The organism is Streptomyces sp. MMG1533 (assembly GCF_001279775.1).
GTDB lineage: Bacteria > Actinomycetota > Actinomycetes > Streptomycetales > Streptomycetaceae > Streptomyces.
Window position 1 is genome coordinate 84,002 of the sequence record NZ_LGDG01000213.1, and the last position, 25,648, is coordinate 109,649.

A 25,648-nucleotide genomic window follows, 5' to 3' on the forward strand; every position below is an offset into this window, starting at 1 on the left:
CCGCCAAGCGAACGTCTCGGTCCGGTTATCGGATTGGCAAAGAAGGTCAACAACCCCTGTTCTCAGGGAGCTCACAGCCGCGAGGATCCCCGTATCCATGACAACGACGTACGGGGAGGCCTCACTTGAGGGACAAGAGAGCCACGAGGCGGGCGACCGCGTTCGGTTCCGCCGGAGTGCTCGTCACGGCGATCCTGATTGCCGGGGCCGTCACGGCTCCCGCCGCCAGTGCGGACACCCGCCATGGCCAGGACCGCGAGGCCCGCGGCGCCGCGATCGCCGCGGCCAAGGCCGAGAAGGCCGGGATCGACTGGCAGGACTGCCCGGACGACTGGGGTCTGGAGAAGCCGATCCAGTGCGGTTATGTCACCGTGCCGCTCGACTACGCCAAGCCCTACGGCAAGCAGATCAAGCTCGCCGTCGACCGCATCGGCAACACCGGCACCAAGGAGGAGCGCCAGGGCGCCCTCATCTACAACCCGGGCGGACCGGGCGGCTCCGGCCTGCGCTTCCCGCGCCGGGTCACCACCAAGGCGCCCGTGTGGGCCAACACGGCCAAGGCGTACGACTTCGTGGGCTTCGACCCGCGCGGCGTCGGCCACTCGGCGCCCATCTCCTGCGCCGACCCGCAGGAGTTCGTGAAGGCGCCCAAGATGGACCCGGTGCCCGACTCCGAGGCCGACAAGCTCGCCCAGCGCAAGCTGGCCCGCGAGTACGCCGAGGGCTGCTACGAGCGCAGCGGCGCGATGCTGCCGCACATGACCACCCCGAACACCGCGCGTGACCTGGACGTCATCCGCGCCGCGCTCGGCGAGAAGAAGCTCAACTTCCTCGGCGTCTCCTACGGCACCTACCTCGGCGCGGTCTACGGAACCCTGTTCCCGGGCCACGTCCGGCGCATGGTCGTCGACAGTGTCGTCAACCCGTCGCGGGAGAAGATCTGGTACGAGGCCAACCTCGACCAGGACGTCGCCTTCGAGGGCCGCTGGAAGGACTGGGAGGACTGGGTCGCCGCCAACGACGCCGTCTTCCACCTCGGCGACACCCGCGCCGAAGTCCAGGCGAAGTGGCTGGAGTTGCGGGCCGCGGCGAAGAAGAGCCCGATCGGCGGGGTCGTCGGCCCGGCCGAGCTGCTCGGGTTCTTCACGGGTGCCCCGTACTACGACTCCTCGTGGATTCCGGTCGCCACCGTGTTCGGCAAGTACTTCGCCGGCGACACCCAGGCGCTGGTCGACGCGGCCGCTCCCGACCTGTCGGACACCGCGGGCAACATCGCCTCGGAGAACGGCAACGCCGTCTACACGGCCGTCGAGTGCACCGACGCCAAGTGGCCCACCAGCTGGAAGAAGTGGGACCGGGACAACACGAAGCTGCACCAGAACTACCCGTTCCTGACCTGGTCCAACGCATGGATGAACCTGCCCTGCGCGACCTGGCCGGTCAAGCAGCAGACCCCGGTGAACGTCAAGACCGGCAAGGGGCTGCCGGGCGTGCTGATCGTGCAGTCCGAGCGTGACGCCGCGACCCCGTACGGCGGCGCCGTCGAACTGCACAAGCGGTTCAAGGGCTCCCGTCTGATCACCGAGAAGGACGCGGGCTCCCACGGTGTGACCAGCCTGGTCAACCCGTGCGTCAACGAGCGGGTGGACGCCTACCTGCTCACCGGCAAGCTGGACGGCGCCGACGTGACGTGCGGACCGCACGCGACGCCGAAGCCGTAACCAGTACGCGGTGAAGGGGGGCGGCCGTCGCCGACGGCCGCCCCCCTTCACGCGTCGAGAAGCACGTCCTCCGCCGCGTAGTCGAAGAGGTCGCCGTACGCCTGGAACATCTTCGGGTACGCCTCTCGCCAGTCCCGCCCCGCGAGTCGCCCCTCGATCCAGGCGACGGTGTCCGGCAGCGTCTGCGCGTACCGTACGACCGGGCGGTAGCCCAACTCCCTTTCCGCCGCGGACATGTCGCACACCACGGGCACCGGCACCGACCACGGCGTGTCACCCACCGTGGGCGCCGGAGGCGGACCGTCCACGAGGACACTCTCGTTCTCGACGCCCATGACGGCGTCGATCGCCCGGGCGATCTCCGCGACCGTCGGAGCGTCCGGGTCCACGGCGTTGAGGGCCCGGGAGCCCGGCCGCGCGGCGGCCAGCCGGATCAGCTCCGCGATGTTGTGGACACTCGCCGGGTGGAAGCGGCTCTCGCCGCCGTAGGCAAGGACGCGCCGGGGACGGCCGTCCAGGTTGCGCTTGACGAAGTAGAGCTCGCGCGGAGTCCGGCAGTGGGGTCCGTGGATCGCACCGGCACGCAGCAGCGTGGTCGGCAACCGTGCGCCGACGGCGAGGAGTTCGCGCTCCAGCCCTGCCTTGCGGGTGCTGTACGAGCTGTCGCCCGGCCGGACGGTCCGCTGGTCCTCCGTGATCGGCACCGGGTACTCGGGGAAGCCGTCGGGCTCCTGCTGGGTGTCGAAGCCCCGGCCCTTGTCGTCCTCGTACACCGACAGGCTGGAGATCACCACGGCCGAGCCCACACGGTCGCCCAGCGAGGTCAACTGCCGTGCGTGCTCCGGCCCGTAGGCCACCATGTCGACCAGGACCTCGCAGCCGTCGCCGACCGCCGCGGCCAGCGCCGCGTGGTCCTCCCGGTCCGCCCGCACGACCTGCACGCCGTGCGGCCACCCCTCGTCGCGTGCGCCGCCGCGCGAGACGGCCGTCACCTCCCAGCCGTCCCGGGCCAGCACACCCACGGCCGCCCGCCCGATCTGTCCCGTCGCTCCGACCACCACAGCACGTCTCATGCGGCGACCGTACGACCGGGCCCGTCGTGACTGCCAGCGTCTCTGCCGAGAGCAGAGGTCAACTCAGCGGCAGCCGGGGGAACCTGCGCTCCTTCTCCGAGCGCGCCGCGGCCTCCTCCGCCTTGGCGACGGCCGCGTACTGGTCGACGTACTCCTGCTCGGACAGTGTCAGGATCGCGTACATGATCTCGTCGGTGATCGCACGCAGGATCGCCTTCTCGTTCTCCATGCCGGCGTACCGGGAGAAGTCGAGGGGCTTGCCGAAGCGGATCACCACGGGGTGGATGTTGGGGACGACCTTGCCGGGCGGCTGGGCCTCGAAGGTGCCGATCATCGCGCAGGGGATGACGGGCACTTGGGCCCTGAGCGCCATCACCGCGACGCCGACCTTGCCCTTGTAGAGCCGGCCGTCGTGGGAGCGGGTGCCCTCCGGATAGATGCCGAGCAGCTCGTCCTTGCGCAGGACACCGAGCCCTTCGCGGATCGCGGCCTGGCCCGCCTCCTTGCCGGAGCGGTCCACGGGGATCTGTCCGGCGCTGCGGAAGAAGGTCGCGACCAGCCGGCCCCTGATGCCGGGTCCCGTGAAGTACTCGGCCTTCGCGAGGAAGGTGATGCGCCGCTTCAGGACCGCGGGCATCAGGAAGTGGTCCGAGAAAGAGAGGTGGTTGCCCGCGATGATGGCCGCGCCCGATGCCGGAATGTGCTCCAGGCCTTCTATTCGAGGGCGGAAGACCAGTCTCAGCAACGGCCCCAGGAACACGTATTTGAGCAGGTAGTAGAACAAGGGGGGTCGCTCCTCACTCCGGCGGTCGGCTCAACCGCCGCGTTAAAGCAGGTCAACCGGCACGTCGTGGGGGTGCCAGTGTAGGGGCAGGCGCGGGCTGCCGAAACCGCACGGGGCGGTCTCGAGCAAGGGTTTGGCCGAGCCTCGACGGGTCGTCGGCTGCCGGTCACGGTCGCATTCACAGCGGTACTCACCGCCGTACACGCACTCGTACACACAGCCGTACTCACCGCCGTACTCACAGCCGGACGATGATCAGAGCCGTGTCGTCCGTGGCACCGCCGGGTGGCAGCAGCTCCAGCAGGACGGCGTCGGCGAGGGGCTCGGGGTCCGCGGCCCGGTGGCGGCGCAGGGAGTCGGCCAGACGGGCCAGACCGGTGTCGATGTCCTCGCGGCGCCGTTCCACCAGGCCGTCGGTGTACAGGGCGAGAGTGGCGCCGCCGGTGAAGGTGGTGCCGGCCTGGGGCCTCGGCATCGGGTCGGGGCGGGCATCGAGCGGGGGATCGGTGGCCCGGTCGAGGAACTCCACCCGGCCGTCGGGGTGGACCAGGACGGGCGGCGGGTGGCCGGCACTGCTGTAGGTGATCGTGTGCCGGTCGAAGTCGATGAAGGTGGTGACCGCGGTGGCCGATTCGGCGCCGTCGACCACATGGGCGTACCGCCCGAGGATGTCCAGCGCCTGGGCGGGCCCCTCGGCGACCCGGGAGGCGGCGCTGAGCGCGCTGCGCAGCTGGCCCATGACACCGGCGGCCGCCAGCCCGTGACCGACCACGTCGCCCACGGACACACCGAGGCGGTGGCCGCCCACCAGGTCGACCAGGTCGTACCAGTCGCCGCACACGTTCAGCGCGCCCACCGCGGGCCGGTAGCGGACGGCCGCCCGGTGGTTGCCGACCTGCCGGCGGGCGGGCAGCATCGCCTCCTGCAGGGCCAGGGCCACCTCGCGCTCGCGGGCGTGGGCCTGCCGCAGCCGCTCGTTGAGCTCCTGCAGTTCGCGGGCGCGTGTGTACAGCTCGGCCTCCAGCACCTGGGCCCGGCCGGTGCTGCGCCCGCCGCGGGCCCGGATCAGCTCGGTGACCTCCTCGACCCGGTGCACCAGCAGCAGCACCTCCCCGTCCGGGCCGAGCACCGGCGCGTTGCACGGGCTCCAGTACCGCTCCTGCCAGTGCCCCGGCCGCTCGGGGTCCTCGACGTCGTACCGCTGCAGGGCCATCGCGTCACGCTCGCCCGTGGCCAGCACGCGCTGCAGCGAGGCCTCCAGGTTGCGCATGCCCGTCGCCGCGGGGTCGTTGGGGTTGTCCGGGAAGACATCGAACAGGTGCTTCCCGATCATCTGCTCCCGCTTGCGGCCGGCCGTGCGGAGGAACTCCTCGTTGACGTCCGCGTAGACCAGATCGGGCGTGAGTACGGCCACCATGCCGGGCAGGGCCTGGAACACCGCCGCGTAGTCGATCGCCGAATCGCTCATGGCTCCGCTCTCACCACCGGAATCACCCCAGTTTCCCACGATATGCACGGTCTCGGTCATGTCGGACGTTCCTTGGTCACACCGGTGGTTCCGGCAGCGGTCACACCGGTGGATCCGTCAGCGACTGCTCGGCCCAGATGACCTTTCCCTCCGGCAGGAACCGGGTGCCCCACCGCTGGGTGAACCGGGAGACCAGCAGCAGTCCGCGCCCGCCCTCGTCCGTGGTGCGAGGATGGCGCAGGTGGGGTGCGGTGGCGCCGCCGTCGAAGACCTCGCAGATCAGCGTCCGGTCCTTGATCAGCCGGAGCCGGATGGGCCCGGTGGCGTGCCGGACGGCGTTGGTGACCAGCTCGCTCACGACGAGCTCCGTGGTGAAGGCCAGCTCGTCCAGGCCCCAGTCCGTCAGCCTGCGGCAGGCCGCCTTGCGGGCGTCGGCGACGACGGCGGGGTCGGCGGCCAGCTCCCAGGAGGCGACCTGGTCGGCGCCGAGACGGCGGGTACGGGCCATCAGCAGGGCCACGTCGTCGTGCGGACGGGCCGGGGCCAGGGTGTCCACGACGGCACGGCAGCGCTGGTCGAGCGAGGCCGCCGACCGCTCCAGGGCCTGTCGAAGCCGCTCCTGGTGCGCGTCCGCGGCCCACTCCTCGCCGCGGGCCAGCAGACCGTCGGTGTACAGCGCGAGCGTGCTGCCCTCCGGCAGGGTCATCTCGAGCGACTCGAACGGCCGTCCGCCCGCCCCCAGCGGCGGCCCCTGGGGCAGCTCGACGAACGTGACGCTCCCGTCGGGCCGGACGACCGCGGGCGCGGGATGCCCGGCGGCGGCCATCAGGCACCGTCCGTCGACCGGGTCGTGGACGACGTAAAGACACCCGGCCCCCACCGCCTGCGTGCTGTCGCCCCCCTGTTGCTCCCCGCCGACCGGTGCGGCGCTCTCCTCCTGCGCCGTGCGCGCGACCAGGTCGTCGAGGCGGGCCAGGACCTCGTCGGGCGGCAGGTCCAGCGCCGCGAGCGTCTGAACGGCGGTCCGCAGCCGCCCCATGGCCGCCGCTGCGTCGATGCCGTGCCCGGGCACCTCGCCCACGACGAGGGCCACCCGTGCCCCGGAGAGCGGGATCAGGTCGTACCAGTCGCCGCCGAGGCCCGTCAGCTCGTTCGCCGGCCGGTAGCAGGCGGCCACCTCCACCGCGTCCTGGTCGGGCAGCCGGTGCGGGAGCAGGTTGCGCTGCAGCGCCAGCGCCGCGTCCCGCTCGCGGGTGTAGCGCCGGGCGTTGTCCACGCACACCGCCGCCCGCGAGACCAGATCCTCGGCCAGGCTCAGGTCGTCCTCGTCGAAGGGCTCCTGACGGCGCCGCCGGAAGAACGTGGTCACGCCCAGGGTGACACCCCGCGCCCGGACCGGCACGACCATCACGCTGTGCAGCCCGAGGTCCTGGAACGTGGTGCCGCGGCCGCCTGGGCTGTCGGTGAGCCAGTCCCGGGCGAGCGGGGCGAGTCGCCCCTCGCGCCAGGACCGGCCGGTGGCGAGACAGCGGATCGGGGGTGAGCCGGGTGCGTAGGCGGCGGGGGCGCCGATGCCGATGGTGGGGACCGCGGTGGGGCCGGCGCCTTCCTCGCCCTCTTCGGCCGACGTCCGCCCCGTCCGCCGCAGCCGTACCGGATCCGTTCCGTCCAGCGGTCCGGGCGCCGGCTCCGCTCCCCGCAGCACCGACTCCAGCAGGTCCACGACGACCAGGTCGGCGAGTGCCGGTACGGCCACGTCGGCCAGCTCCTGTGCCGTCCGTACGATGTCCAGGCTGCGGCCGATGTACTCGCCGGCCCGGTCGAGGAGGGCCAGCCGCTGCCGGGCGCGGTGGTGCCCGGTGATGTCCACGACGGTGTAGTACACGCCCATCGGGTGGCCCCGCTCGTCGTCGAGCCGGGTGAACGACAGCACCTGCGCGGTCTCCCGGTGCGGTGCCGAGCGCAGGCTGCCGACGTGCTCGTATCCGATCACCGGCTCCCCGGTCGCCAGCACGTGCCGCATCTGCGCCTCGATGGCGTCGGCGTCCAGGCCCGGCTGTATGTCCGCCAGTCGGAGCCCGAGCCGCTGGGCGGGCGGTCCGCCGCCGAACTGTGCCAGGGCGGCGTTCGACCAGACATAGCGCAGCTCGGTGTCGACGACGGCGATACCGATGGGCGACCGGGCGACCATCTGCTCCAGCACGGTGCGGTTCATGTCCCAGCCGGGGGCCTGCGCCATCTCCGACAGCAGCACCAGCCACCGTGAGGGCCCCCGGGCCTCCTCGGCGGAGGCGATCCGCACCATGACCCTGACCGGCCGCCCGTCTCCGCGGCGCACCGACAGCAGCCCCGCCCAGCTGCCGTCCCGGCGCCACCGCTCCATCAGGCGGGGCACCCGACCGGCGTCCTCGGCGGTCACCAGGTCGGCCAGGCTCGAGCCCACCACCTCGGCGGCCGGATACGCCAGCAGCCGCTGCGCGCCGGCGCTCCAGCTCGTCACCACCCCCGCCGCGTCGAGCAGCAGGGGCGCCGCATCCGCCACGTCGAACTGCCGGCGGGCAACCTCGTGCTCCTCGAATGCGCCCACGGCCGACCTCTCTGTCGCTGAGAGTGGTCTACCACCTCTTGACTCAATCCTGCCCCTCGACGGCAGGACCGCACCGCGCCAGGAGGCTTCGTGGCTGCCGGCAGTCGTGTCGCCGGGGTGGCCCGGGCAGGCGCAGCGGCACCCCGCCGGTGCGGGCGAGCGGGCACCCGCCCGCCCGCACCGAGCGAGCGGCTCAGCCCCGCCCGAGCACCCTCTCCAGCGCCCCGAGCGCCGAAGCAAGCTCCGCCTCCGTGATCGTCAGCGGGGGTGCCAGCCGGATCGTCGAGCCGTGGGTGTCCTTGGCCAGGACGCCCTCTCGGAGGAGGCCCTCGCCGATGTCGCGGCCGGTGCCGATCGCCGGGTCGATGTCGACGCCCGCCCACAGGCCGCGGGAGCGGAAGCCGAGGACGCCCTTGCCGATCAGGCCGGCCAGGCCGTCGCGGAGCACCGTGCCGAGGTCGGCCGCCCGGCGCTGGAATTCACCCGTCTCCAGCAGCTCGACGACCGCCGTGCCGACCGCCGCGGCGAGCGGGTTGCCGCCGAACGTGGAGCCGTGTTCGCCCGGCCGGAGTACCCCCAGGACGTCCCGGCGGCCCACCACCGCCGACACCGGGACGATGCCGCCACCGAGCGCTTTGCCCAGCAGGAGCAGATCCGGGACGACCCCCTCGTGCTCCACGGCGAGGGTCCGGCCCGTGCGGCCGAGGCCCGACTGGATCTCGTCGGCGATGAAGAGGCAGCCCTTGCGGCGGGTGAGTTCGCGTACGCCGGTCAGATAGCCCTCGTCGGGGATGACGACCCCTGCCTCGCCCTGAATGGGCTCGATCAGCACCGCCGCCGTCGTCTCGTCGACCGCCGTCTCCAGCGCGGCGAGGTCGTTGTACGGGACGACACGGAAACCCGGTGTGAAGGGGCCGAATCCCGTCCTCGCCGTCTCGTCCGTGGAGAACGACACGATCGTCGTCGTACGGCCGTGGAAGTTGTCCGCGGCGACCACGATCGTCGCCTGGTCGGCCGGGACGCCCTTCACCTCGTAGGCCCACTTGCGCGCCACCTTGATGCCGCTCTCGACCGCCTCCGCGCCGGTGTTCATCGGCAGCACCATGTCCAGGCCCGTCAACTCCGCGAGCCGCTCGGCGAATTCGGCGAGCCGGTCGTTGTGGAAGGCGCGCGAGGTGAGGGTGAGGCGGTCGAGCTGCTCGTGGGCCGCCGAGATCAGTGCGGGGTGGCGGTGGCCGAAGTTGAGAGCCGAGTAGCCGGCCAGCATGTCGAGGTAGCGGCGGCCCTCGACGTCCTCCACCCAGGTGCCCTCGGCGCGGGCGACGACCACGGGCAGCGGGTGGTAGTTGTGCGCGAGGACCGGCTCCTCGGCGCGGATCAGGTCGGCGGAGGTACGCGTACGGACAGGAACACGGCTGGGAGCCGGAACCCGGGCGGGAGCTGTCATGAGCGGATCTCCTGGGTGCAGCACTTGATGCCGCCGCCGGCCTTCTGGAACTCGGAGAGGTCGACGGCGACGGGGACATAGCCGTGGTCGGAGAGGCGGGAGGCGAGCGCCTCGGCCCGCGGTGCGATGAAGACATGGCGGCCGTCGGACACGGAGTTGAGGCCGAAGGCCATCGCGTCGTCACGGGTGGCCAGCACCGCGTCGGGGTACAGCCGGGCCAGCACCTCGCGGCTGCCCGGCGAGAACGCCTCGGGGTAGTACACGATGTTGTCGTCGTCGAGGACGAACAGCGCCGTGTCCAGGTGGTAGAAGAACGGGTCCACCAGGGTCAGGCTGATCACCGGGTGGCCGAAGAACTCCTGCACCTCGCGGTGCGCCTCCCGGGCCGTACGGAATCCGGTGCCGGCCAGGACGTACCGGCCCGTCCAGACCAGGTCGCCCTCGCCCTCGCAGACGGACTCCGGGCGGTGGACGTCGTAGCCCGCCGTCTTGAACCACGTGTCGTAGTGCGTGGACTCGGGGCGGCGTTCGGGGGCGTGGAAGAGGGAGCCGAAGACGCGGCCGCCGACGACGACCGCCGAGTTCGCGGCGAAGACCATGTCCGGGAGTCCGGGGACCGGATCCACGGTGTCGACGTCGTGGCCGTGCGTGCGATAGGCGTCGATCAGTGTCAGCCACTGATCCTGGGCCAGATCGACGTCGACTCGGGTGTCGGGATGCATCCAGGGGTTGATCGCGTACTGCACGGCGAAGTGTCTGGGTTCGCAGACGAGGAAGCGCCGCCGGCGCGGCACACGGGTATCGGTCACAGAGGGGTTCCTCCGCTTCCTGCGGTGTCGACTGAGGGTTGACACCAAGGTAGGAAGCGACCGAGACGGCCGACAAGGAACCTGGATTGCGTGTCCGCGCAGGAATGCTGCGTCTTTGACGGGGTCAGCGCACGTCTGTTGCGTGCTCCGGCGATTCCTCCGGCGCGGGCTGGCTGGCGCCCGCCTCCGGGCTCTCCGGCAGCAGGTGCGACAGCACCATCACGCTGATCGTCTTCCGGATGAACGGCTCGACGCGGATGCGCTCCAGCACCTCCTCGAAGTGCTCCACGTCCCGGGCCCGCACGTGCAGCAGCGCGTCCGCCCCGCCGGTCACCGTCATCGCCGCCGTGATCTCCGGATGGTTGCGCACCACCTCCGCGAGCCGCCGAGGCGGGGCCGCGCCCTCGCAGTACACCTCGACGTACGCCTCGGTGCGCCAGCCCAGTGCCGCAGGCTGCACCGTGGCCGTGAACCCGGTGATCACGCCGGTGTCCCGCATACGGTCCACGCGCCGCTTGACCGCCGTCGAGGACAGCCCGACGGCGGCACCGATCTCGGCGAAACTGGTCCTGGCGTTCGCCATCAACGCGGTGACGATCTTCCGGTCGAGCTCGTCGAACGGCGTGGGCCTGCTGTTCATGCGGGCACTGTATCCAGCGCGCGACCGGCACCGTACCCAGCGCGAACGTGCACACAGGGCACGTGTGCACGCGTACGAATTACTCCTACACTCCGGGTTCATGCTGCGCGCCCTGGCTGTCGACGACGAACGCCCCTCACTGGAGGAACTGCTCTACCTCCTCAACGCCGATCCCCGCATCGGCAGCGTGGAGGGCGCCGGTGACGCGACCGAGGCGCTGCGCCGCATCAACCGCGCCCTGGAGTCCGGGCCCGACGGTCCGGAGGCGATCGACGTCGTCTTCCTCGACATCAACATGCCCGGCCTCGACGGGCTGGATCTCGCCAGGCTGCTCACCGGCTTCGCCAAGCCGCCGCTCGTCGTGTTCGTCACCGCCCACGAGGACTTCGCCGTCCAGGCCTTCGACCTCAAGGCCGTCGACTACGTGCTCAAGCCCGTCCGCAAGGAACGCCTGGCGGAGGCCGTCCGCCGCGCCGCCGAACTCAGCGACACCGCCCCCCGCATACCCGTGCACGAACCCGACCCCGACCACATACCCGTCGAACTCGGCGGCGTGACCCGCTTCGTCTCCGTCGACGACATCACGCACGTCGAGGCACAGGGCGACTACGCCCGGCTGCACACCGACAAGGGCAGCCACCTCGTACGGATACCGCTGTCCACCCTGGAGGAGCGCTGGCGCTCCCGCGGCTTCGTCCGGATCCACCGCCGCCACCTCGTCGCCCTGCGCCACGTCGGCGAACTCCGCCTGGACGCGGGCACGGTGAGCGTCATGGTCGGCTCCGAGGAACTCCAGGTCAGCCGCCGCCACGCCCGTGAGCTGCGGGACCTGCTGATGAGGAGGCCGTGACGTGCCCCAGGACCCCGCCGACCGCAGAGTCGTCGTCACCGGCCCGCCCCGGCGCACCCGCCGCGCCTCCGGCTACTACCGTCCGCGCACCGAGATCGACGAACAGACCACCCTCGGCCACACCTACGTCCGCTCCCTGATGCGCACCCAACTGCGCGCCGCCCTCGCCGTGTTCGCGTTCCTCGCCCTGCTCATCGGCCCCCTGCCCCTGCTCTTCGCGGCGATGCCGGACGCCCGCCGCCTCGAATGGGCGGTCCTCGGCTTCGGTCTCTACGTCCCGCTGGTCCTGCTCGCCCGCTGGTACGTGCGGCGCGCCGAGCGCAACGAACGGGACTTCGTGCGCCTCGTCGAAGACCGATGAGCTGACGAGAGATGAACTCGAACTACGCCGTCCCCGCCGTCGCCCTCGTCGTGGTGGCGACCGTCCTCGTCGGCGCCTTCGGCCTGCGCATATCCCGTACCACCTCCGACTTCTACGTCGCCTCCCGCACCGTCGGCCCCCGCCTCAACGCGGCCGCCATCAGCGGCGAGTACCTCTCCGCCGCCTCCTTCCTCGGCATCGCCGGACTCGTCCTGGTCCAGGGCCCGGACATGCTCTGGTACCCGGTCGGCTACACCGCCGGCTACCTGGTCCTGCTCCTGTTCGTCGCCGCTCCCCTGCGCCGCTCCGGCGCCTACACGCTCCCCGACTTCGCCGAGGCCCGGCTCGCCTCGCAGGCGGTACGGCGGCTCGCGGGCGCCTTCGTCGTGGGCGTCGGCTGGCTTTACCTGCTGCCCCAACTCCAGGGCGCCGGACTGACGTTGACCGTGCTGACCGGTGCGCCCGAGTGGCTCGGGGGAGTGATCGTCGCAGCCGTGGTCGTCGCCACCGTCGCAGCCGGCGGCATGCGCAGCATCACCTTCGTGCAGGCCTTCCAGTACTGGCTCAAACTCACCGCCCTGCTCGTCCCCGCCCTCTTCCTGGTCCTCGCCTGGCAGGACGACGGAGCCCCGCGCCGCGCCTTCGAGGAACCGGCCACCTTCCGCGAACAGCGGGTCGTCCGCGTCGACGCGAGCCTCGACCTCAAGCTGGACGCGCCCCTGACCGTCACGGTGAGCGGCACGGTCGACGGCCGCCCGTACGACGACCGGCGGCTCCGACTGCCCGTCGGTACCCATCACATCGAACAGGGCACCCGGCTCACCTTCGACAAGGGCGCCACCGTCCCGGCCGCCGACCGCGGCAGCAACGGCGGCATGTCGACCTCCCTGGCCGCGAGCCGCGAGGAACGCCCGCTGTATGCCACGTACGGGCTGATCCTCGCCACCTTCCTCGGCACCATGGGCCTGCCGCACGTCGTCGTCCGCTTCTACACCAGCCCGCACGGAGTCGCCGCCCGCCGCACCACCGTGGCCGTCCTCGGCCTGATCGGCGCCTTCTACCTGCTGCCGCCCGTCTACGGCGCACTCGGCCGGCTCTACGCCCCCGAACTCACCATCACCGGCGACGCGGACGCCGCCGTCCTGCTGCTGCCCGAGCGCGTGATCGGCGGCCTCGGCGGCGACCTGCTCGGCGCGCTGGTGGCGGGCGGGGCCTTCGCCGCGTTCCTCTCCACGGCCTCGGGGCTGACCATGGCCGTGGCGGGCGTCCTCACCCAGGACGTCCTGCCCTCGCGCGGCGTACGGCACTTCAGACTCGGCACGGTCCTCGCGATGGCCGTACCGCTCGCGGCGAGCATGCTGGTCGGCGGGCTGCCGGTCGCCGACGCCGTGGGGCTGGCCTTCGCCGTCTCGGCGTCGTCCTTCTGCCCGCTGCTCGTCCTCGGCATCTGGTGGCGGCGACTGACCCCGCCGGGCGCGGCCGCCGGGATGCTGGTGGGCGGCGGCTCGGCGTTCGTGGCCGTGGCCGCGACCATGGCCGGTTTCCCGGGCACGGGCCCGCTGCACGCCCTGCTCGCCTGGCCCGCGCTCTGGTCGGTGCCGCTGGGCTTCCTCACGATGGTGCTGGTGTCCCTGGCGACGGCCGGGCGCGTACCGGCGGGGACGGCGGCGATCCTGGCCCGCTTCCATCTGCCGGAGGAGTTGCGGGCGGAGGTGAAGGCATGAGCGGGTTCCTCGCCGGGCTGTGCGTGGCGATCCTGCCTCTCCTGGCCGCCGGCTTCTGGCTCGGCCGGCGCACCGCACGCCCCCAGAACCTCGGCGGCCTCGGCACCCCCGTCGAACACGCCACCTTCCAGACCCTGCACACCGCCTCCCTCGCCGCGCCCCCGCTACGAGCCGGGCTCACCGAGGAGACCGCGCGCAAGTCCGCCCGCCGGCTGCGCACACTGCTCGGCACGGAGGCGCTGTGTCTCACCGACCAGGAGCAGGTCCTGGTCTGGGACGGCGTCGGCGACCACCACCGCACCGAGATCATGGAACGCCTCGCCGGCCCCCTGGAAACCGGCCGCGGCGAGGCCTTCCGCCTGAAGTGCGACGCCCCCGACTGCCCGGTCCGCTGGGCCGTCGTCGCGCCCCTCACCGTCGACGACCGCGTCCACGGTGCCCTCGTCGCCTGCGCGCCCCGCGAGTCCGCCGTTCTCGTCCGCGCGGCCCAAGAGGTCGCCCGCTGGGTCTCCGTACAACTCGAACTCGCCGACCTCGACCAGTCCCGCACCCGCCTCATCGAGGCCGAGATCAAGGCCCTGCGCGCCCAGATCTCCCCACACTTCATCTTCAACTCGCTCGCGGTGATCGCCTCGTTCGTCCGCACCGACCCCGAGCGCGCCCGCGAACTGCTCCTGGAGTTCGCCGACTTCACCCGCTACTCGTTCCGCAGACACGGCGACTTCACCACCCTCGCCGACGAACTCCACGCCATCGACCACTACTTGGCGCTCGTACGAGCACGCTTCGGCGACCGCCTCTCCGTCACCCTGCAGATCGCCCCCGAAGTGCTGCCGGTCGCCCTGCCCTTCCTCTGTCTCCAGCCGCTCGTCGAGAACGCCGTCAAGCACGGCCTGGAGGGCAAGGCGGCGTTCGCCGGCAAGAGCCACATCAGCATCACCGCGCAGGACGCCGGAGCCGAGGCCCTGGTCGTCATCGAGGACGACGGCGCGGGCATGGACCCTGTCCTGCTGCGCCGCATCCTCGCGGGCGAGGTCAGCCCGTCGGGGGGCATCGGACTGTCCAACGTCGACGACCGGCTCCGTCAGGTCTACGGAGACGACTACGGCCTCGTCATCGAGACCGCCGTCGGCGCGGGCATGAAAATCACCGCCCGGCTGCCGAAGTACCAGCCGGGGGTGCACTCTGCGGGCCGCCTGAGCAGCGGCTAGGCGTCAGGTGCTGCGGCTGGCCACCATCCCGAGGGTGATCAGACCCAGCACGACCCAGCCGAACCACAGCCAGCCGTTACTGCCGAGCGCCACCGTGTAGGCGGTCACCGCGACGAGTCCGCCGACGGTGAGCACCCCCATCGTTCTGGTCGAGCCGTCCGTGGAACCGGGCATCGCAACACCCTCCTCATGGTTCGTCCCCCTCCATGGTGCCCCCGTTCTGCCTCCGTACGGTGCACACGACGAAATGTGTGCCGTTCTTCCAGGGGCCCTCGCTCGTCCAGGAGCCCGCCGTGTACACCGACGGGTCGAAGCCGTAGTCGCCCGGCGGCACCGCACGCCCGCACGCCACATCGGACTCGGTGCGCGCTTCGGCGAGCGTGACGTCTGCGCCCAACCGGGTGAACCCGAGCACTTCCTCGTCGTGTGCCCCCTCGCAGGACACCAGCCGGGCGTCCCGGTTGGAGCGGACGTCCAGACAGTCCCGCTTCTGCATGGTCGCCGTGTCCGCGAAGGCCGAGCCCGTCTTGCGGTGGCCGCCGAGCGGTCCGTACACCGGCCCGTGCGCGCCCAGCACCAGACAGGCGGTGCGCCGCCCGGCGGCCCCGAAACCGTCCTCGCTGGGCACGACGGCGAAGCTCCGGACGTCGGCGAGCCTGTCCCGGACCTCCTGCGTCCGCTCCTCGCACCGCGTCGGCCCCAGGCGCCGCGCCTCGTCCGCCGACGCGGCCTCGACGAACGCCAGCACCTGCCCGTCCGGCGCCTTGTCCCCGCAGGCCGGGTCCAGCGACAGCCGGGGCGTGCCCTGGAAGCGCTCCGCCCCCGCCCAGTCGGCGAGCACGCAGTCGCCGTCCCGCAGCGGCTTCGTCAGCCCCACGCTCGCTCCGTACGGCGGTCCGCTCCCGTCGCCGCCGCCGTCTGTGGTGCCCCGGTCCGCCAGGGCGTACCAGACGCCGCCCAGGGCGAGGACCATCCCGAGACCGCACGCGAGGACGGCCCGCAGGGCATGCGAGCGCTCACGCCGCCGCCTGCCGGACGCGGCCGGCGGTGAGGGCACGAAGGGCGGCCCGAACCCGTGCGGGTCCACGGTCGGCACGAACCCGGGCGGATCTGCGGTCGGCGCGAACCCGTGCGGATCAGCGGGCGGCGCGAATCCCCGCGAGGCCGACGCCGGCCCTTGTCCGGCCCCGTTCGGCCCGGTCGGCGGCGCGGGCACCCCCGCCCAGGGCGGCTGCGACCCCAGGTCGGTCTGGGTCCGGGAGTACGCCTCGGCCTGCGGCGTGACGATCTGCGACAGCGCCGCCTCCGCCTCCGTCGCCGACAACCGCTCCCCGGGGTCCTTCGCCAGCAGCGCGGCCAGTACGGGCCCCAGCGCCCCGGCCCGTACGGCCGGACGGGGTTCCTCCAAGACCACCGCGGTCACCTCGGCGAGATGCGAATGCCGCTCGAAGGGGCCCCGGCCCTCGACGGCGTGGTAGAGCGTGCATCCCAGCGAGAACAGATCGGCGGCAGCCGTGGGTGCCCCGCCCGTGGCCCGCTCCGGCGCCAGATACCCGGCGGTCCCCACGAGCACGGACGCCAGCGTGTAGCGCGTCTCGCCGGCGTCCGGCTGCACGGAGATGCCGTAGTCGGTGAGCAGGACACGACCGTACGGCGCCCCGGAGCGGTCCGGCGCGAGCAGGATGTTCGCCGGTTTCACGTCCCGGTGCATGACGCCCCGCTGGTGCCCGGCGGTCAGTGCGTCGAGTACGGCGAGGCCGACGCGGGCACACTCGGCCGGAGCGAGCGGCCCCCGTGTCCCGACCAGCTCACGCAGGTCGACGGCGCCCGCCACGTACTCCATGACGATCCACGGCAGCCCCTCGTGCTCCAGGACGTCGTGCACGGTCACCACATGCGGATGGCCGCGCAGCCCGGCCGCGTGCCGGGCCTCGGCACGGGCCCGGGCGACCCGTGCCTCCCGGTCGTGACCGGCCTCGACGGGGTCACGGAACACGATCTCCTTGAGCGCGACCTCGCAGGCGAGTCTCTGGTCGTGGGCGAGCCACACATGGCCCATGCCCCCGCTGCCCAGCTGGTTCAGCAGCAGATAGCGGCCGGCGATGACCCGGCCCACTCCCGACGTCGGTGATCCTGAAGGCATCCGGTGACTCCCGGTTCTGCGGCTACGTGGTCGCTCCGGCGGACTCGCTGCCCGCCGGAGCGCTCGTGACCGGTTCGCTGCTCGCCGGTTCGCTGGTGACGGGCGCGCCGGCCGGCGGGCGCGCGCTGCTGGTGACCGGGTCACTGGCCGGGGGCGAGCTGCTCACCTCCGGCGGCGAACTGGTCGGAGGGTCCGGGGGAGGCGGAGGGGGTGGCGGCGGACTCGTCGAAGGAGGCGCGGAGCCGGGCGGCCGGCTGGACGGCCCGGCCGTGTCCGCGGAACTGCTCGGCGGGCTCGACGAGGGCGGATCGGCGCTCGACGGCTTGCCCGACCCGGGCGACCCCGAACCGGACGACGTACCGGACGAGGGAGCCGAGGGAGAAACCCCGGGCCCACTGCTTGACGGCGTCGGTGTGGTGGACGCCCCGGAGGACCCGGGCGGCGATGGGGGAGCGGCGGACCCGGCGGACGTGCCCGCCGACGTGCCCGCCGACGTGCCCGAGGAGGCGCCCGAGGAGGCGCCCGAGGAGGTGCCTGCGGACGTGCCCGCGGAGGTACCCCCCGGCCCGCCTCCGCCGGACTCACCCCCGGCCACGCTCAGCGTCACGTACTCCCCGAACCGAAGCTCGCTCCCCGCGGGCGGATCGGACGCGGTGACCCTGGCCCCGTCCGGCGGCCGCCCCTTCCCCTCGTACCCGGCCGCCAGTCCCGAGTCGGCCAGCTGCCGGCTCGCCTGCCCGAACGTCGCCCCGGCGAGCTTCGGCACCGCGCGCCGCTGCCGCGTGTCGAACGTGGAGTCGTCCTCGCCCGTCGTGCCCACCGGCCGGTTGATACCCCGCTCGGGTTCCCGGACGTCGACGAGGGCGATCCGCTCCAGCGCCCGGGGTGCGGGCCGCACGGCCACCACCTGGGAGCGCTCGTATCCCTGCCATTTCTCGTTGCCGTCCTCGAACTCGACCGAGATCCGGCTCGTGTCACCCTCGAACGGCCGCAGCGGATTTCCGCACGAGCACTTCACGGCCGGCTGCCCCTGCCGATCCACGAGAATCGCGATTCCCGCCTGGAGCAGCGAGTCGTAGGGGACGGCCTTTCCCTTTTTGTAGTCGTGGTTCTTCACGAGAGTGTCGTGGCGCAACAGAACAGGTGTGAGTCGATCCAGATAATCCGGAATCTCGTTCTTCGAGATCTCCAGGGCACGCGCCCATGCCCGTGCCTTCTGGTCGTTCCCGGGATCGGTGAGGAACTGTTCGAGCCGTTCGACGTCACAGATCGTCGGCTGCTTCGAACCCCCGTACAGACCGGGTGTGTCCCCCTGTTGCAAGCCGCCGTGCGCGGCCCGCGACCGGACCTGGGCGTCCCGGCCGAGTCCGCTGTTCTCGTCGAAGAACGGCGCCAGTGAGGGCACGCCCGCGGCGACCGCCTTCACCACGGTCAACGGCGTCTGGCCGTCGCAGCCGCTCAGCGTGAGAACGAAAACCAGGAAGCAGGCAATCCTTTTCCCGGCCCTTTGCATAAATGCGCGAAGTGTCATCACCGCTCCCCCCGGCGGTTCCCCCATAGCGCTTCATGCTACTGAATAAGAGGCCTTTCAACGCCCACGTGCGTTCAATGAGGCCAAATAGGCGTTGTATGCCTCGAGTTCCTTGTCGCCGTCCCGGTCGGCGGCCCGGTCCTGGCGCTTGGCCTGCCGCTGCTCGGAGCCGTACCACTGGAACAACAGGGCGATCAGCACCAGCACGGACGGGATCTCACTGAACGCCCATGCGATACCGCCGGCCGCGTTCTGGTCGGAGAGCGCGTCGATGGCGAGCGAGGCGGGCGGGTTCTTGAACGTCTCGACCATGGGCTCGGACGCCATCATCAGCGCGATCCCGAAGAACGCGTGGAACGGCATGCCCGCGAACAGCTCCAGCATCCGCATCAGGTAGCCGGGCCGGTTGGGGCCGGGATCCACGCCCATGATCGGCCAGAAGAACACGACGCCGACCGCGAGGAAGTGCACCATCATCGCGATGTGCCCGGTCTTGGAGCCCATCAGGAAGTCGAAGATCGGCGTGAAGTAGAGCGCATACAGGCTCGCGATGAACAACGGGATGGTGAACGCCGGGTGCGTGATGATCCGCATGTACCGGCTGTGCAGGAACATCAGCAGCACCTCGCGCGGCCCCTTGCGGCCCCGGCCGGCGGCCGGCAGCGCACGCAGCGCAAGAGTGACGGGGGCTCCGAGCAACAGCAGGATCGGCGACAGCATGCTGATCACCATGTGCTGCACCATGTGCACGCTGAACATGACCATCCCGTAGTCGTTCAGCCCGGTGCACATCACGAGCCCGATGGACAGCACACCCACGACATACGCGACCGTCCGCCCCACCGGCCAGGCGTCCCCACGCCGCCGCAGGCGCACGACCCCCCACCCGTACAGCGCCAGCCCCACCAGGCAGGCCACGAGGAAGAACGGGTCCGGCGACCACTGAAGACCCCGCCCCAGCGTGAACGGCGGCAGATCCATGGTCATGCCGTGCCCGCTGTGATCCATCCAACGGCTCCTGATTCGTGGGGGTTGTGCGTTTGTGTCCGCACACAGACTAGAACTGCCCCCGGCGACCCTTGTCACCGGGGGCAGTGCGGTCAGCCGCGGATCACAGCACGCACTCGGCCTCTTCGTAACGCTCGGCCGGAACCGTCTTCAACGTCTCCACAGCCTCGGCCAGCGGCACCATGACGATGTCCGTCCCCCGAAGAGCCGTCATCCTCCCGAACTCTCCGCGGTGCACGGCCTCCACCGCATGCCACCCGAACCGAGTGGCCAGCACCCGGTCGTACGCGGTGGGCGTCCCACCCCGCTGCACATGCCCGAGTATCACCGGCCGGGCTTCCTTCCCGAGCCGCTGCTCCAGCTCGATGGACAGCTGCCGCGCTATCCCGGCGAACCGCTCATGCCCGTAGATGTCCTTGGCGCCCTCGTCGAAGCTCATGCTGCCGGGCCGCGGCTTGGCCCCCTCCGCCGCCACCACGATCGCAAAGCGCTTCCCCGCCTCGAACCGCTCGCCGACCTTCGTGGTCAACTCCTCGATGTCGAAGGGCCGTTCCGGTACGACGATGGCGTGTGCGCCCGCCGCCATGCCGGAGTGCAGCGCTATCCAGCCGGTGTGGCGCCCCATGACCTCGACGACCAGCACGCGCTGGTGGGACTCGGCGGTGGTCTTCAGCCGGTCCAGCGCCTCCGTCGCGACGCCGACGGCCGTGTCGAAGCCGAAGGTGACGTCGGTGACGGCGATGTCGTTGTCGATGGTCTTCGGCACGCCCACGATGGGCAGACCGTTGTCCGACATCAGCCGGGCCGCCTTGAGCGTGCCCTCGCCGCCGATGGGGATGATGGCGTCGAGGCCGAGCTCCTCGACGTGGCCCCGGGCGCGTTCCACGCCGTCCCGCAGGTGGGAGGGCTGGACCCGGGAGGAACCGAGGATCGTGCCGCCGCGGGCCAGGATGCCGCTCACCGCGTCCAGGTCGAGCTTGAGGTAGTCGCACTCCAGGAGGCCCTTCCAGCCGTCCCGGAAACCGATGACCTCGTCGCCGTGGTCGACGACGGCGCGGTGTACGACGGACCGGATGACGGCGTTCAGGCCGGGGCAGTCGCCGCCGGACGTGAGGACACCAATGCGCATAGCCCGAAATACCTTCTCGACGTGGGCCGGATCCGGACCACGTTGTCCGGCTCGATCCCGGCCACCCTAGCGGCAGGAGGGGGCGGGACCGCACCGTGCGTCCGCCTGCTGGACGCCCCCGCTCACCTGTGCGGACGCGCCGTCAGACGGGCTGATGACCACTGCCTTGACAGCAGGTGTACGAGCGGCTCACGCAGGCTGCTGCGCATCTGGTGTTCACGCAGGCTGCTGCGCAGCTGGGCTCACGCAGGCTGCTGCGCAGCCGCGATGCGCTCGTTGCGAAGCGCCTCGTACCACCGGTCGTCGGTCGGCGGCAGCGCGTTGACGTCGAGGGCCAGCTTCAGCAGCAGGTCGGCGATCAGCGGGTTGCGCGCGAGCACGGGACCGTGCATGTACGTACCGAAGACCGTGTCGTTGTACGCCCCCTCCGTGCCGTCACCGGTCCCGTTGCCGTTGCCGAGGCGGACCTTGGCGAACGGGCGGGCGGTGGGGCCGAGGTGGGTGACGCCCTGGTGGTTCTCGAAGCCGGTCAGCGGGGGCATGCCCAGGCGCGGGTCGATGTCGGCGAGCACGTCACCGACGCACCGCTCGCCCTCGCCGCGCACCGAGACCACGTCGAGCAGGCCGAGGCCGGGCTCGCGCTGGCCGAGGTCGTTGACGAACTCGTGGCCGAGGATCTGGTAGCCGGCGCACACCGAGAAGACGATCGCGCCGTTCTCGACGGCCCGGTGCAGACCGCCGTCCCGGCGCAGCCGCTCGGCCGCGAGCCGCTGTGGCCGGTCCTCGCCGCCGCCGATCAGATAGATGTCGCCGGAGGTCGGGATCGGCTGGTCGCTGCGCACGTCGAGCCGGGCCACGTCGAGGCCGCGCTGCCGGGCCCGGCGCTCCACGACGAGGACGTTGCCCTGGTCGCCGTACGTGCTGAGCAGGTCGGGATAGATCCAGACGACCCGCAGGCTGTTGTCGCTCACAAAAGTCCCCTGAGTGTGTCAGTTGCCGACGCGGCGGCGCAGATCCTGGAAGGCGGTGTAGTTGGCGATGACCTCGATGCGGCCCGGCGGGCTCAGCTGCACGGCCTGGTCGAGGTCCTCGCAGACCTGGAAGTGCTGGCCGGCGACCTCCAGACGTACCGCGAGGTCCAGCTTGCGGTCGCCGACGACGCAGATCGGGTGGCCGGTCAGCCGCGTGTAGTCGACGTCCCACAGCCAGGAGGTGTCGGTGCCGTCGGCGCCGCGCGCGTTCACCGAGAGGATCACCGGGGTCGGCGGCGGATCGATCAGGCTGAACGTTTCGAGCCAGCCGGCGGGGTTCTTCGCGAGCAGGAGTCTGAGATCGCGCTGCATGAACTGCACGACGTCGTACCGGCCGGCCACCGCCTGCACCTGGTACATGCGTTCCAGGGCGACCTGCGGCGGTACGCCGAAGACGGCGGCGACGGCGGCGGAGGAAGCGGCGTTCGCCTTGTTGGCGCGGCCCGGCAGCTGAAGGTGGATCGGCCAGGCGGAGCCGTGCGGGTCCAGGACATGGTCACCGGACAGCGCCCAACTCGGCGTCGGCCGGCGGAAGCCGCACTCGCCGCAGAACCAGTCGTCGCCCGGGCGCTGCATCACGCCACCGCAGGACGGGCAGGACCAGGCGTCGTCCTTCCACATCTGCCCGGCGGCGACCCAGATCACGTTGGGGGAGGAGGAAGCGGCCCACACCACCAGCGGGTCGTCCGCGTTGGCGACGATGACGGCCTTGGAACCGACCAGACCCTCGCGCCAGTTCTCGGCGAGCATGCGGGTCTCGGCGGCGCGGTCGAGTTGGTCGCGGGAGAGGTTGAGCAGGGCGATGCACTTCGGGTCGGTGTCCCGGGCGACGCCCGCGAGGTACTTCTCGTCGACCTCGATGACGCCGTAGCGCGCCTCCGAGTTGCCCGCCAGCGCCGAGGTGATGCCGGCCGGCATGTTGGCACCGAGCGCGTTGGAGACGACCGGGCCCGCGGCCCTGAGCGCCTCGGCGATCAGCCGGGTGGTCGTGGTCTTGCCGTTGGTGGCCGAGACGAGGACGACGTCCAGGTTCTGGGCGAGCCGGGCGAGAAGGTCGGGGTCGAGCTTGAGTGCCACCCGGCCGCCGATCACCGAACCGCTGCCGCGCCCCGCGGCCCGAGATGCCGCCGCGACCGCCTTGCCCGCCGTCACGGCGATCTTGGCCCGCGGCGAGAGCGGGTCCGAGTTGCCTGCCATCAGTTCTCGATCCTCCTTGCGTACGCGCCGCGCCTCAGCCTCCGGCCACGTGGTGTGGACCTCAGCCTATCGAGATCCATTCGCACTCCCGAATCGCGGCGCCCGCGCGACAGTCGCGTGACAGGAGGACCGTACCCTTGCCGCCATGCGACATGGCCCGATCCCGGGCGCCCGCGGGCGCGTCCGGCCCCTCACGCTGCTCGGCGACGACGTTCTGCACGCCCCCTGCAAGGAGGTCACCGACTTCGGCCCCGAACTGGCGGCACTTGTGGAGGACTTGTTCGCGACGATGTACGCGGCCCGGGGCGTCGGCCTGGCCGCGAACCAGATCGGTGAGCCGCTACGGGTGTTCGTCTACGACTGCCCGGACGACGAAGAGGTGCGCCACGTGGGCCACGTGGTGAACCCCACGCTCGTCGAGAAGGACGGGGTGGTCCTCCGCGGCCCCGAGGGCTGTCTGTCCCTGCCGGGCCTGGAGGCGGGGACGGAACGCCACGACCACGCGGTGATCGAGGGCTTCACGGCGACGGGAGAGCCGGTGACGGTCCATGGCACGGGCTTCTTCGCGAGATGCCTGCAGCACGAGTACGACCACGTGGAGGGCAAGATCTACGCGGACCATCTGAGGGGCTGGCGCCACAGACGCTTGATGCGGCAAGTGGCCCGGGCCTCATGGCGCAGGTGAGTGGACGTGCCTCAGGGCGCGGGGCTGCATCGATTTCGGTGCACGAGCCGATCGTGCGCGCCCACGGCGGTGTGCTGTTCGCGGCTCAGCCGCGTGGGCGCGACAAGCCCCCACGGCCCCGCGGACGAACCACGACCGTCAGAACCCCGGCCCTCCCACCTTGTCCCCCGCCGCGGCAAGCCGCCCCCACAACAGATCAGCCAGACTCCGCACCAACTCCGCACGGGAGCAGGGTCGTTCACCGAGCCACCAGTCACCCGCCGCATGCATCATCCCGACGATCCCATGCCCCCACACCCGAGCCAACTGCTGACTCCCGGGCCCAAGATCCACCCGGTCCTCGATGACCTGGGCCAACTCCTCGCCCATCCTGCGGAGCAGCGGCACGCTGTGCTTGCCGACGTCGAACCCCGGGTCGCCGACCTGCGCCCCGTCTCCCGGATGCATCAGGAAGCGGTACACCTGAGGCCGCGCCTCGATCGCCGCCAGATAGGTGTCCAGCGTCGCCTCGACCCGCTCCCGCCGATCCGCCGGCGCATCCACCGCCGCCCGGAGCGAGTCGAGGAGGGCGTCCGTGTGGCGCTTGGCCAAGGCTGCGTAAAGTCCGCCCTTGTCGCCGAAGTGGCGATAAAGGATCGGTTTCGTGATGCCGGCCTCCGCGGCGATGGCGTTCATAGAGGCCTGCGGGCCATCGCGCAGCACCACTCTGTCCGCGGCCTCCAGCAGCTCGCGCCGGCGGCGGTCGGCGGACCGCTGCTGATCGGTCCGCTGCGTGGTGTCCATGAGCTCTCCCCACCCGTGCTGATTAGGTAACGCCTGCGCAAACTAACACTCGGCATGCCTCGTACATCGAACGGGCTGCCGAGCAGTCATCAGGAGTTGACTTTTCCTACCCACGGGTAACAGACTCGGGTTACCGTTAGTAACACGCACATGCATCGCCGCTGGAGGGGACATGGCCGAGTTCACCATGGAGCTCAACGACGAACAGAAGGAGGTCCGGGACTGGCTGCACGGCTTTTCCGCCGACGTCATCCGCCCCGCGGCCGCCGAATGGGACGAGCGTGAGGAGACTCCCTGGCCGGTCATTCAGGAGGCCGCCAAGGTCGGCATCTACTCCCTCGACTTCTATGCCCAGCAGTACTTCGACCCCACCGGCCTCGGTATCCCGATGGCCATGGAGGAGCTGTTCTGGGGCGACGCGGGCATCGCCCTCTCCATCGTCGGTACCGGTCTCGCCGCCGTCGGCGTCCTCGCCAACGGCACCGAGGAGCAGATCGGCACCTGGATCCCCCAGATGTACGGAGATGCCGACGATGTAAAGGTCGCCGCGTTCTGCTCCTCCGAGCCCGACGCCGGCTCCGACGTCGCCTCGATGCGTACCCGTGCGGTGTACGACGAGGCCAAGGACGAGTGGGTGATCAGCGGCACGAAGACCTGGGCGACCAACGGCGGCATCGCCAACGTCCACGTGGTCGTCGCCGTCGTGGACCCGGAGCTCGGCTCCAAGGGCCACGCCTCCTTCATCATCCCGCCGAACACCCCCGGTCTTTCCCAGGGCCAGAAGTTCAAGAAGCACGGCATCCGCGCCTCGCACACCGCCGAGGTCGTGCTGGAGGACGTGCGCGTGCCCGGCTCCTGCCTCCTCGGCGGCAAGGAGAAGCTGGACGAGCGGCTGGCACGCGCCCGTGAGCGGGCCAAGGCGGGCGGGGAGCGGGTGAAGAACGCGGCGATGGCCACGTTCGAGGCTTCGCGCCCGGCGGTCGGTGCGATGGCCGTCGGTACGGCCCGTGCCGCGTACGAGGTGGCCCTCGACTACGCCAAGACCCGCGAGCAGTTCGGCCGGCCCATCATCGACAACCAGGGCGTGGCCTTCCAGATCGCGGACATGCGGACGTCCATCGACGCGGCCCGGTTGCTGGTCTGGCGGGCGTCCTGGATGGCGGTCAACGGCAAGCAGTTCACGGCGGCCGAGGGGTCGATGTCGAAGCTGTTCGCGAGCGAGACGGCGAAGAAGGTGACGGCGCAGGCGGTTCAGATCCTGGGCGGGAACGGCTACACCAGGGAGTACCCGGTGGAGCGGATGCATCGTGACGCGGCGATCTACACGATCTTCGAAGGGACGAGCGAGATCCAGCGGCTGGTGATTGCTCGGACCTTGTCGGGGATGCCGATTCGGTAGCGCCGCAGGGGTGTGGGCGCGGTGCGGGCTTCGGGTTTCGTCGTGGCGGGTCGCGCAGTTCCCCGCG

Annotated in this window: 22 protein-coding genes; 7 read left to right on the top strand and 15 right to left on the bottom strand. The window is 71.3% G+C overall.

Features of this window, described 5'->3' with window-relative positions:
• Nucleotides 1-125 precede the first annotated feature (125 nt).
• Nucleotides 126-1,721 carry an alpha/beta hydrolase gene (locus ADK57_RS21255; protein WP_053751078.1) on the top strand — a complete coding sequence of 532 codons (1,596 nt, stop codon included), beginning with the start codon at nt 126-128 and terminating at the stop codon, nt 1,719-1,721.
• A 47-nt stretch (nt 1,722-1,768) separates the two neighbouring features.
• Here the strand turns inward: ADK57_RS21255 and ADK57_RS21260 are convergent, their stop codons facing one another.
• From ADK57_RS21260 to ADK57_RS21290, 7 genes are all read right to left on the bottom strand, one after another.
• On the bottom strand, nt 1,769-2,782 hold the full coding sequence (locus ADK57_RS21260; RefSeq protein ID WP_053751079.1) for an NAD-dependent epimerase/dehydratase family protein: 1,014 nt from the start codon (nt 2,780-2,782) through the stop codon (nt 1,769-1,771).
• Nucleotides 2,783-2,852: 70 nt separating this feature from the next.
• Nucleotides 2,853-3,578 (bottom strand): lysophospholipid acyltransferase family protein, encoded by a 726-nt coding sequence (locus ADK57_RS21265; RefSeq protein ID WP_053751080.1) that lies wholly within the window; start codon nt 3,576-3,578, stop codon nt 2,853-2,855.
• A 238-nt stretch (nt 3,579-3,816) separates the two neighbouring features.
• Nucleotides 3,817-5,046 (bottom strand): PP2C family protein-serine/threonine phosphatase, encoded by a 1,230-nt coding sequence (locus ADK57_RS21270; RefSeq protein ID WP_053751262.1) that lies wholly within the window; start codon nt 5,044-5,046, stop codon nt 3,817-3,819.
• Between the two features lie 100 nt (nt 5,047-5,146).
• On the bottom strand, nt 5,147-7,633 hold the full coding sequence (locus ADK57_RS21275; RefSeq protein ID WP_053751081.1) for a SpoIIE family protein phosphatase: 2,487 nt from the start codon (nt 7,631-7,633) through the stop codon (nt 5,147-5,149).
• A gap of 193 nt (nt 7,634-7,826) precedes the next feature.
• On the bottom strand, nt 7,827-9,080 hold the full coding sequence (rocD, locus tag ADK57_RS21280; protein WP_053751082.1) for an ornithine--oxo-acid transaminase: 1,254 nt from the start codon (nt 9,078-9,080) through the stop codon (nt 7,827-7,829).
• Nucleotides 9,077-9,889 (bottom strand): dimethylargininase, encoded by an 813-nt coding sequence (ddaH, locus tag ADK57_RS21285; RefSeq protein ID WP_053751083.1) that lies wholly within the window; start codon nt 9,887-9,889, stop codon nt 9,077-9,079. Before ddaH ends, rocD begins: the two co-directional genes overlap by 4 nt.
• 124 nt (nt 9,890-10,013) lie before the next feature.
• Nucleotides 10,014-10,529 carry an Lrp/AsnC family transcriptional regulator gene (locus ADK57_RS21290; protein WP_053751084.1) on the bottom strand — a complete coding sequence of 172 codons (516 nt, stop codon included), beginning with the start codon at nt 10,527-10,529 and terminating at the stop codon, nt 10,014-10,016.
• A 100-nt stretch (nt 10,530-10,629) separates the two neighbouring features.
• Here ADK57_RS21290 and ADK57_RS21295 point away from each other — a divergent pair, with 100 nt between their 5' ends.
• Genes ADK57_RS21295 through ADK57_RS21310 form a run of 4 tightly spaced genes read left to right on the top strand, consistent with a single transcriptional unit; the run spans nt 10,630 to nt 14,675 of the window.
• Nucleotides 10,630-11,379, top strand: a complete 750-nt coding sequence (locus ADK57_RS21295; protein WP_053751085.1) for a LytR/AlgR family response regulator transcription factor — start codon at nt 10,630-10,632, stop codon at nt 11,377-11,379.
• Between the two features lies 1 nt (nt 11,380).
• Nucleotides 11,381-11,740 (top strand): hypothetical protein, encoded by a 360-nt coding sequence (locus ADK57_RS21300; RefSeq protein ID WP_053751086.1) that lies wholly within the window; start codon nt 11,381-11,383, stop codon nt 11,738-11,740.
• An 11-nt stretch (nt 11,741-11,751) separates the two neighbouring features.
• Nucleotides 11,752-13,464, top strand: a complete 1,713-nt coding sequence (locus ADK57_RS21305; RefSeq protein WP_053751087.1) for a cation acetate symporter — start codon at nt 11,752-11,754, stop codon at nt 13,462-13,464.
• A complete protein-coding gene (locus tag ADK57_RS21310) occupies nt 13,461-14,675 on the top strand; it encodes a sensor histidine kinase (protein ID WP_053751088.1) in 1,215 nt (404 codons plus the stop codon). Before ADK57_RS21305 ends, ADK57_RS21310 begins: the two co-directional genes overlap by 4 nt.
• 3 nt (nt 14,676-14,678) lie before the next feature.
• On the opposite strand, the gene ADK57_RS49155 is transcribed toward ADK57_RS21310, so the two are convergent.
• The 7 genes from ADK57_RS49155 to ADK57_RS21340 form a co-directional block, all read right to left on the bottom strand.
• Complete coding sequence (locus ADK57_RS49155; RefSeq protein ID WP_107091612.1) at nt 14,679-14,849, bottom strand: hypothetical protein; 171 nt, start codon at nt 14,847-14,849, stop codon at nt 14,679-14,681.
• Nucleotides 14,850-14,862: 13 nt separating this feature from the next.
• Nucleotides 14,863-16,818, bottom strand: coding sequence for a serine/threonine-protein kinase (locus tag ADK57_RS21315; RefSeq protein ID WP_053751089.1), 1,956 nt, complete (start codon nt 16,816-16,818; stop codon nt 14,863-14,865).
• 22 nt (nt 16,819-16,840) lie between these two features.
• On the bottom strand, nt 16,841-18,376 hold the full coding sequence (locus ADK57_RS47650) for a PASTA domain-containing protein (RefSeq protein WP_324612202.1): 1,536 nt from the start codon (nt 18,374-18,376) through the stop codon (nt 16,841-16,843).
• A gap of 30 nt (nt 18,377-18,406) precedes the next feature.
• Nucleotides 18,407-19,357 carry a cytochrome c oxidase assembly protein gene (locus ADK57_RS21325; RefSeq protein ID WP_053751091.1) on the bottom strand — a complete coding sequence of 317 codons (951 nt, stop codon included), beginning with the start codon at nt 19,355-19,357 and terminating at the stop codon, nt 18,407-18,409.
• A 103-nt stretch (nt 19,358-19,460) separates the two neighbouring features.
• On the bottom strand, nt 19,461-20,486 hold the full coding sequence (locus ADK57_RS21330) for a 6-phosphofructokinase (RefSeq protein ID WP_053751092.1): 1,026 nt from the start codon (nt 20,484-20,486) through the stop codon (nt 19,461-19,463).
• A gap of 242 nt (nt 20,487-20,728) precedes the next feature.
• Nucleotides 20,729-21,457 (bottom strand): type 1 glutamine amidotransferase, encoded by a 729-nt coding sequence (locus ADK57_RS21335; protein WP_053751093.1) that lies wholly within the window; start codon nt 21,455-21,457, stop codon nt 20,729-20,731.
• 18 nt (nt 21,458-21,475) lie between these two features.
• Nucleotides 21,476-22,714: a Mur ligase family protein gene (locus ADK57_RS21340; RefSeq protein ID WP_053751094.1), complete on the bottom strand. Its 1,239-nt coding sequence runs from the start codon at nt 22,712-22,714 to the stop codon at nt 21,476-21,478.
• A gap of 145 nt (nt 22,715-22,859) precedes the next feature.
• On the opposite strand from ADK57_RS21340, the gene def reads away from it, so the two are divergent.
• Nucleotides 22,860-23,399 carry a peptide deformylase gene (def, locus tag ADK57_RS21345; protein WP_053751095.1) on the top strand — a complete coding sequence of 180 codons (540 nt, stop codon included), beginning with the start codon at nt 22,860-22,862 and terminating at the stop codon, nt 23,397-23,399.
• A gap of 138 nt (nt 23,400-23,537) precedes the next feature.
• Here the strand turns inward: def and ADK57_RS21350 are convergent, their stop codons facing one another.
• Complete coding sequence (locus tag ADK57_RS21350) at nt 23,538-24,182, bottom strand: TetR family transcriptional regulator (RefSeq protein WP_053751096.1); 645 nt, start codon at nt 24,180-24,182, stop codon at nt 23,538-23,540.
• A gap of 172 nt (nt 24,183-24,354) precedes the next feature.
• Between ADK57_RS21350 and ADK57_RS21355 the strand changes: the two genes are divergently transcribed.
• Nucleotides 24,355-25,581 (top strand): acyl-CoA dehydrogenase family protein, encoded by a 1,227-nt coding sequence (locus ADK57_RS21355; protein WP_053751097.1) that lies wholly within the window; start codon nt 24,355-24,357, stop codon nt 25,579-25,581.
• Nucleotides 25,582-25,648 lie beyond the last annotated feature (67 nt).

What these genes read in the sequence shown, in the direction of transcription:
- ADK57_RS21270 (WP_053751262.1), bottom strand. Translation starts at nt 5,046, where the DNA reads ATGAGCGATTCGGCGATCGACTACGCGGCGGTGTTCCAGGCCCTGCCC.
- rocD (WP_053751082.1), bottom strand. Translation starts at nt 9,080, where the DNA reads ATGACAGCTCCCGCCCGGGTTCCGGCTCCCAGCCGTGTTCCTGTCCGT.
- ADK57_RS21290 (WP_053751084.1), bottom strand. Translation starts at nt 10,529, where the DNA reads ATGAACAGCAGGCCCACGCCGTTCGACGAGCTCGACCGGAAGATCGTC.
- ADK57_RS21295 (WP_053751085.1), top strand. Translation starts at nt 10,630, where the DNA reads ATGCTGCGCGCCCTGGCTGTCGACGACGAACGCCCCTCACTGGAGGAA.
- ADK57_RS21305 (WP_053751087.1), top strand. Translation starts at nt 11,752, where the DNA reads ATGAACTCGAACTACGCCGTCCCCGCCGTCGCCCTCGTCGTGGTGGCG.
- ADK57_RS21310 (WP_053751088.1), top strand. Translation starts at nt 13,461, where the DNA reads ATGAGCGGGTTCCTCGCCGGGCTGTGCGTGGCGATCCTGCCTCTCCTG.
- ADK57_RS49155 (WP_107091612.1), bottom strand. Translation starts at nt 14,849, where the DNA reads ATGCCCGGTTCCACGGACGGCTCGACCAGAACGATGGGGGTGCTCACC.
- ADK57_RS21315 (WP_053751089.1), bottom strand. Translation starts at nt 16,818, where the DNA reads ATGCCTTCAGGATCACCGACGTCGGGAGTGGGCCGGGTCATCGCCGGC.
- ADK57_RS47650 (WP_324612202.1), bottom strand. Translation starts at nt 18,376, where the DNA reads ATGGGGGAACCGCCGGGGGGAGCGGTGATGACACTTCGCGCATTTATG.
- ADK57_RS21325 (WP_053751091.1), bottom strand. Translation starts at nt 19,357, where the DNA reads ATGGATCACAGCGGGCACGGCATGACCATGGATCTGCCGCCGTTCACG.
- ADK57_RS21330 (WP_053751092.1), bottom strand. Translation starts at nt 20,486, where the DNA reads ATGCGCATTGGTGTCCTCACGTCCGGCGGCGACTGCCCCGGCCTGAAC.
- ADK57_RS21340 (WP_053751094.1), bottom strand. Translation starts at nt 22,714, where the DNA reads ATGGCAGGCAACTCGGACCCGCTCTCGCCGCGGGCCAAGATCGCCGTG.
- def (WP_053751095.1), top strand. Translation starts at nt 22,860, where the DNA reads ATGCGACATGGCCCGATCCCGGGCGCCCGCGGGCGCGTCCGGCCCCTC.
- ADK57_RS21350 (WP_053751096.1), bottom strand. Translation starts at nt 24,182, where the DNA reads ATGGACACCACGCAGCGGACCGATCAGCAGCGGTCCGCCGACCGCCGC.
- ADK57_RS21355 (WP_053751097.1), top strand. Translation starts at nt 24,355, where the DNA reads ATGGCCGAGTTCACCATGGAGCTCAACGACGAACAGAAGGAGGTCCGG.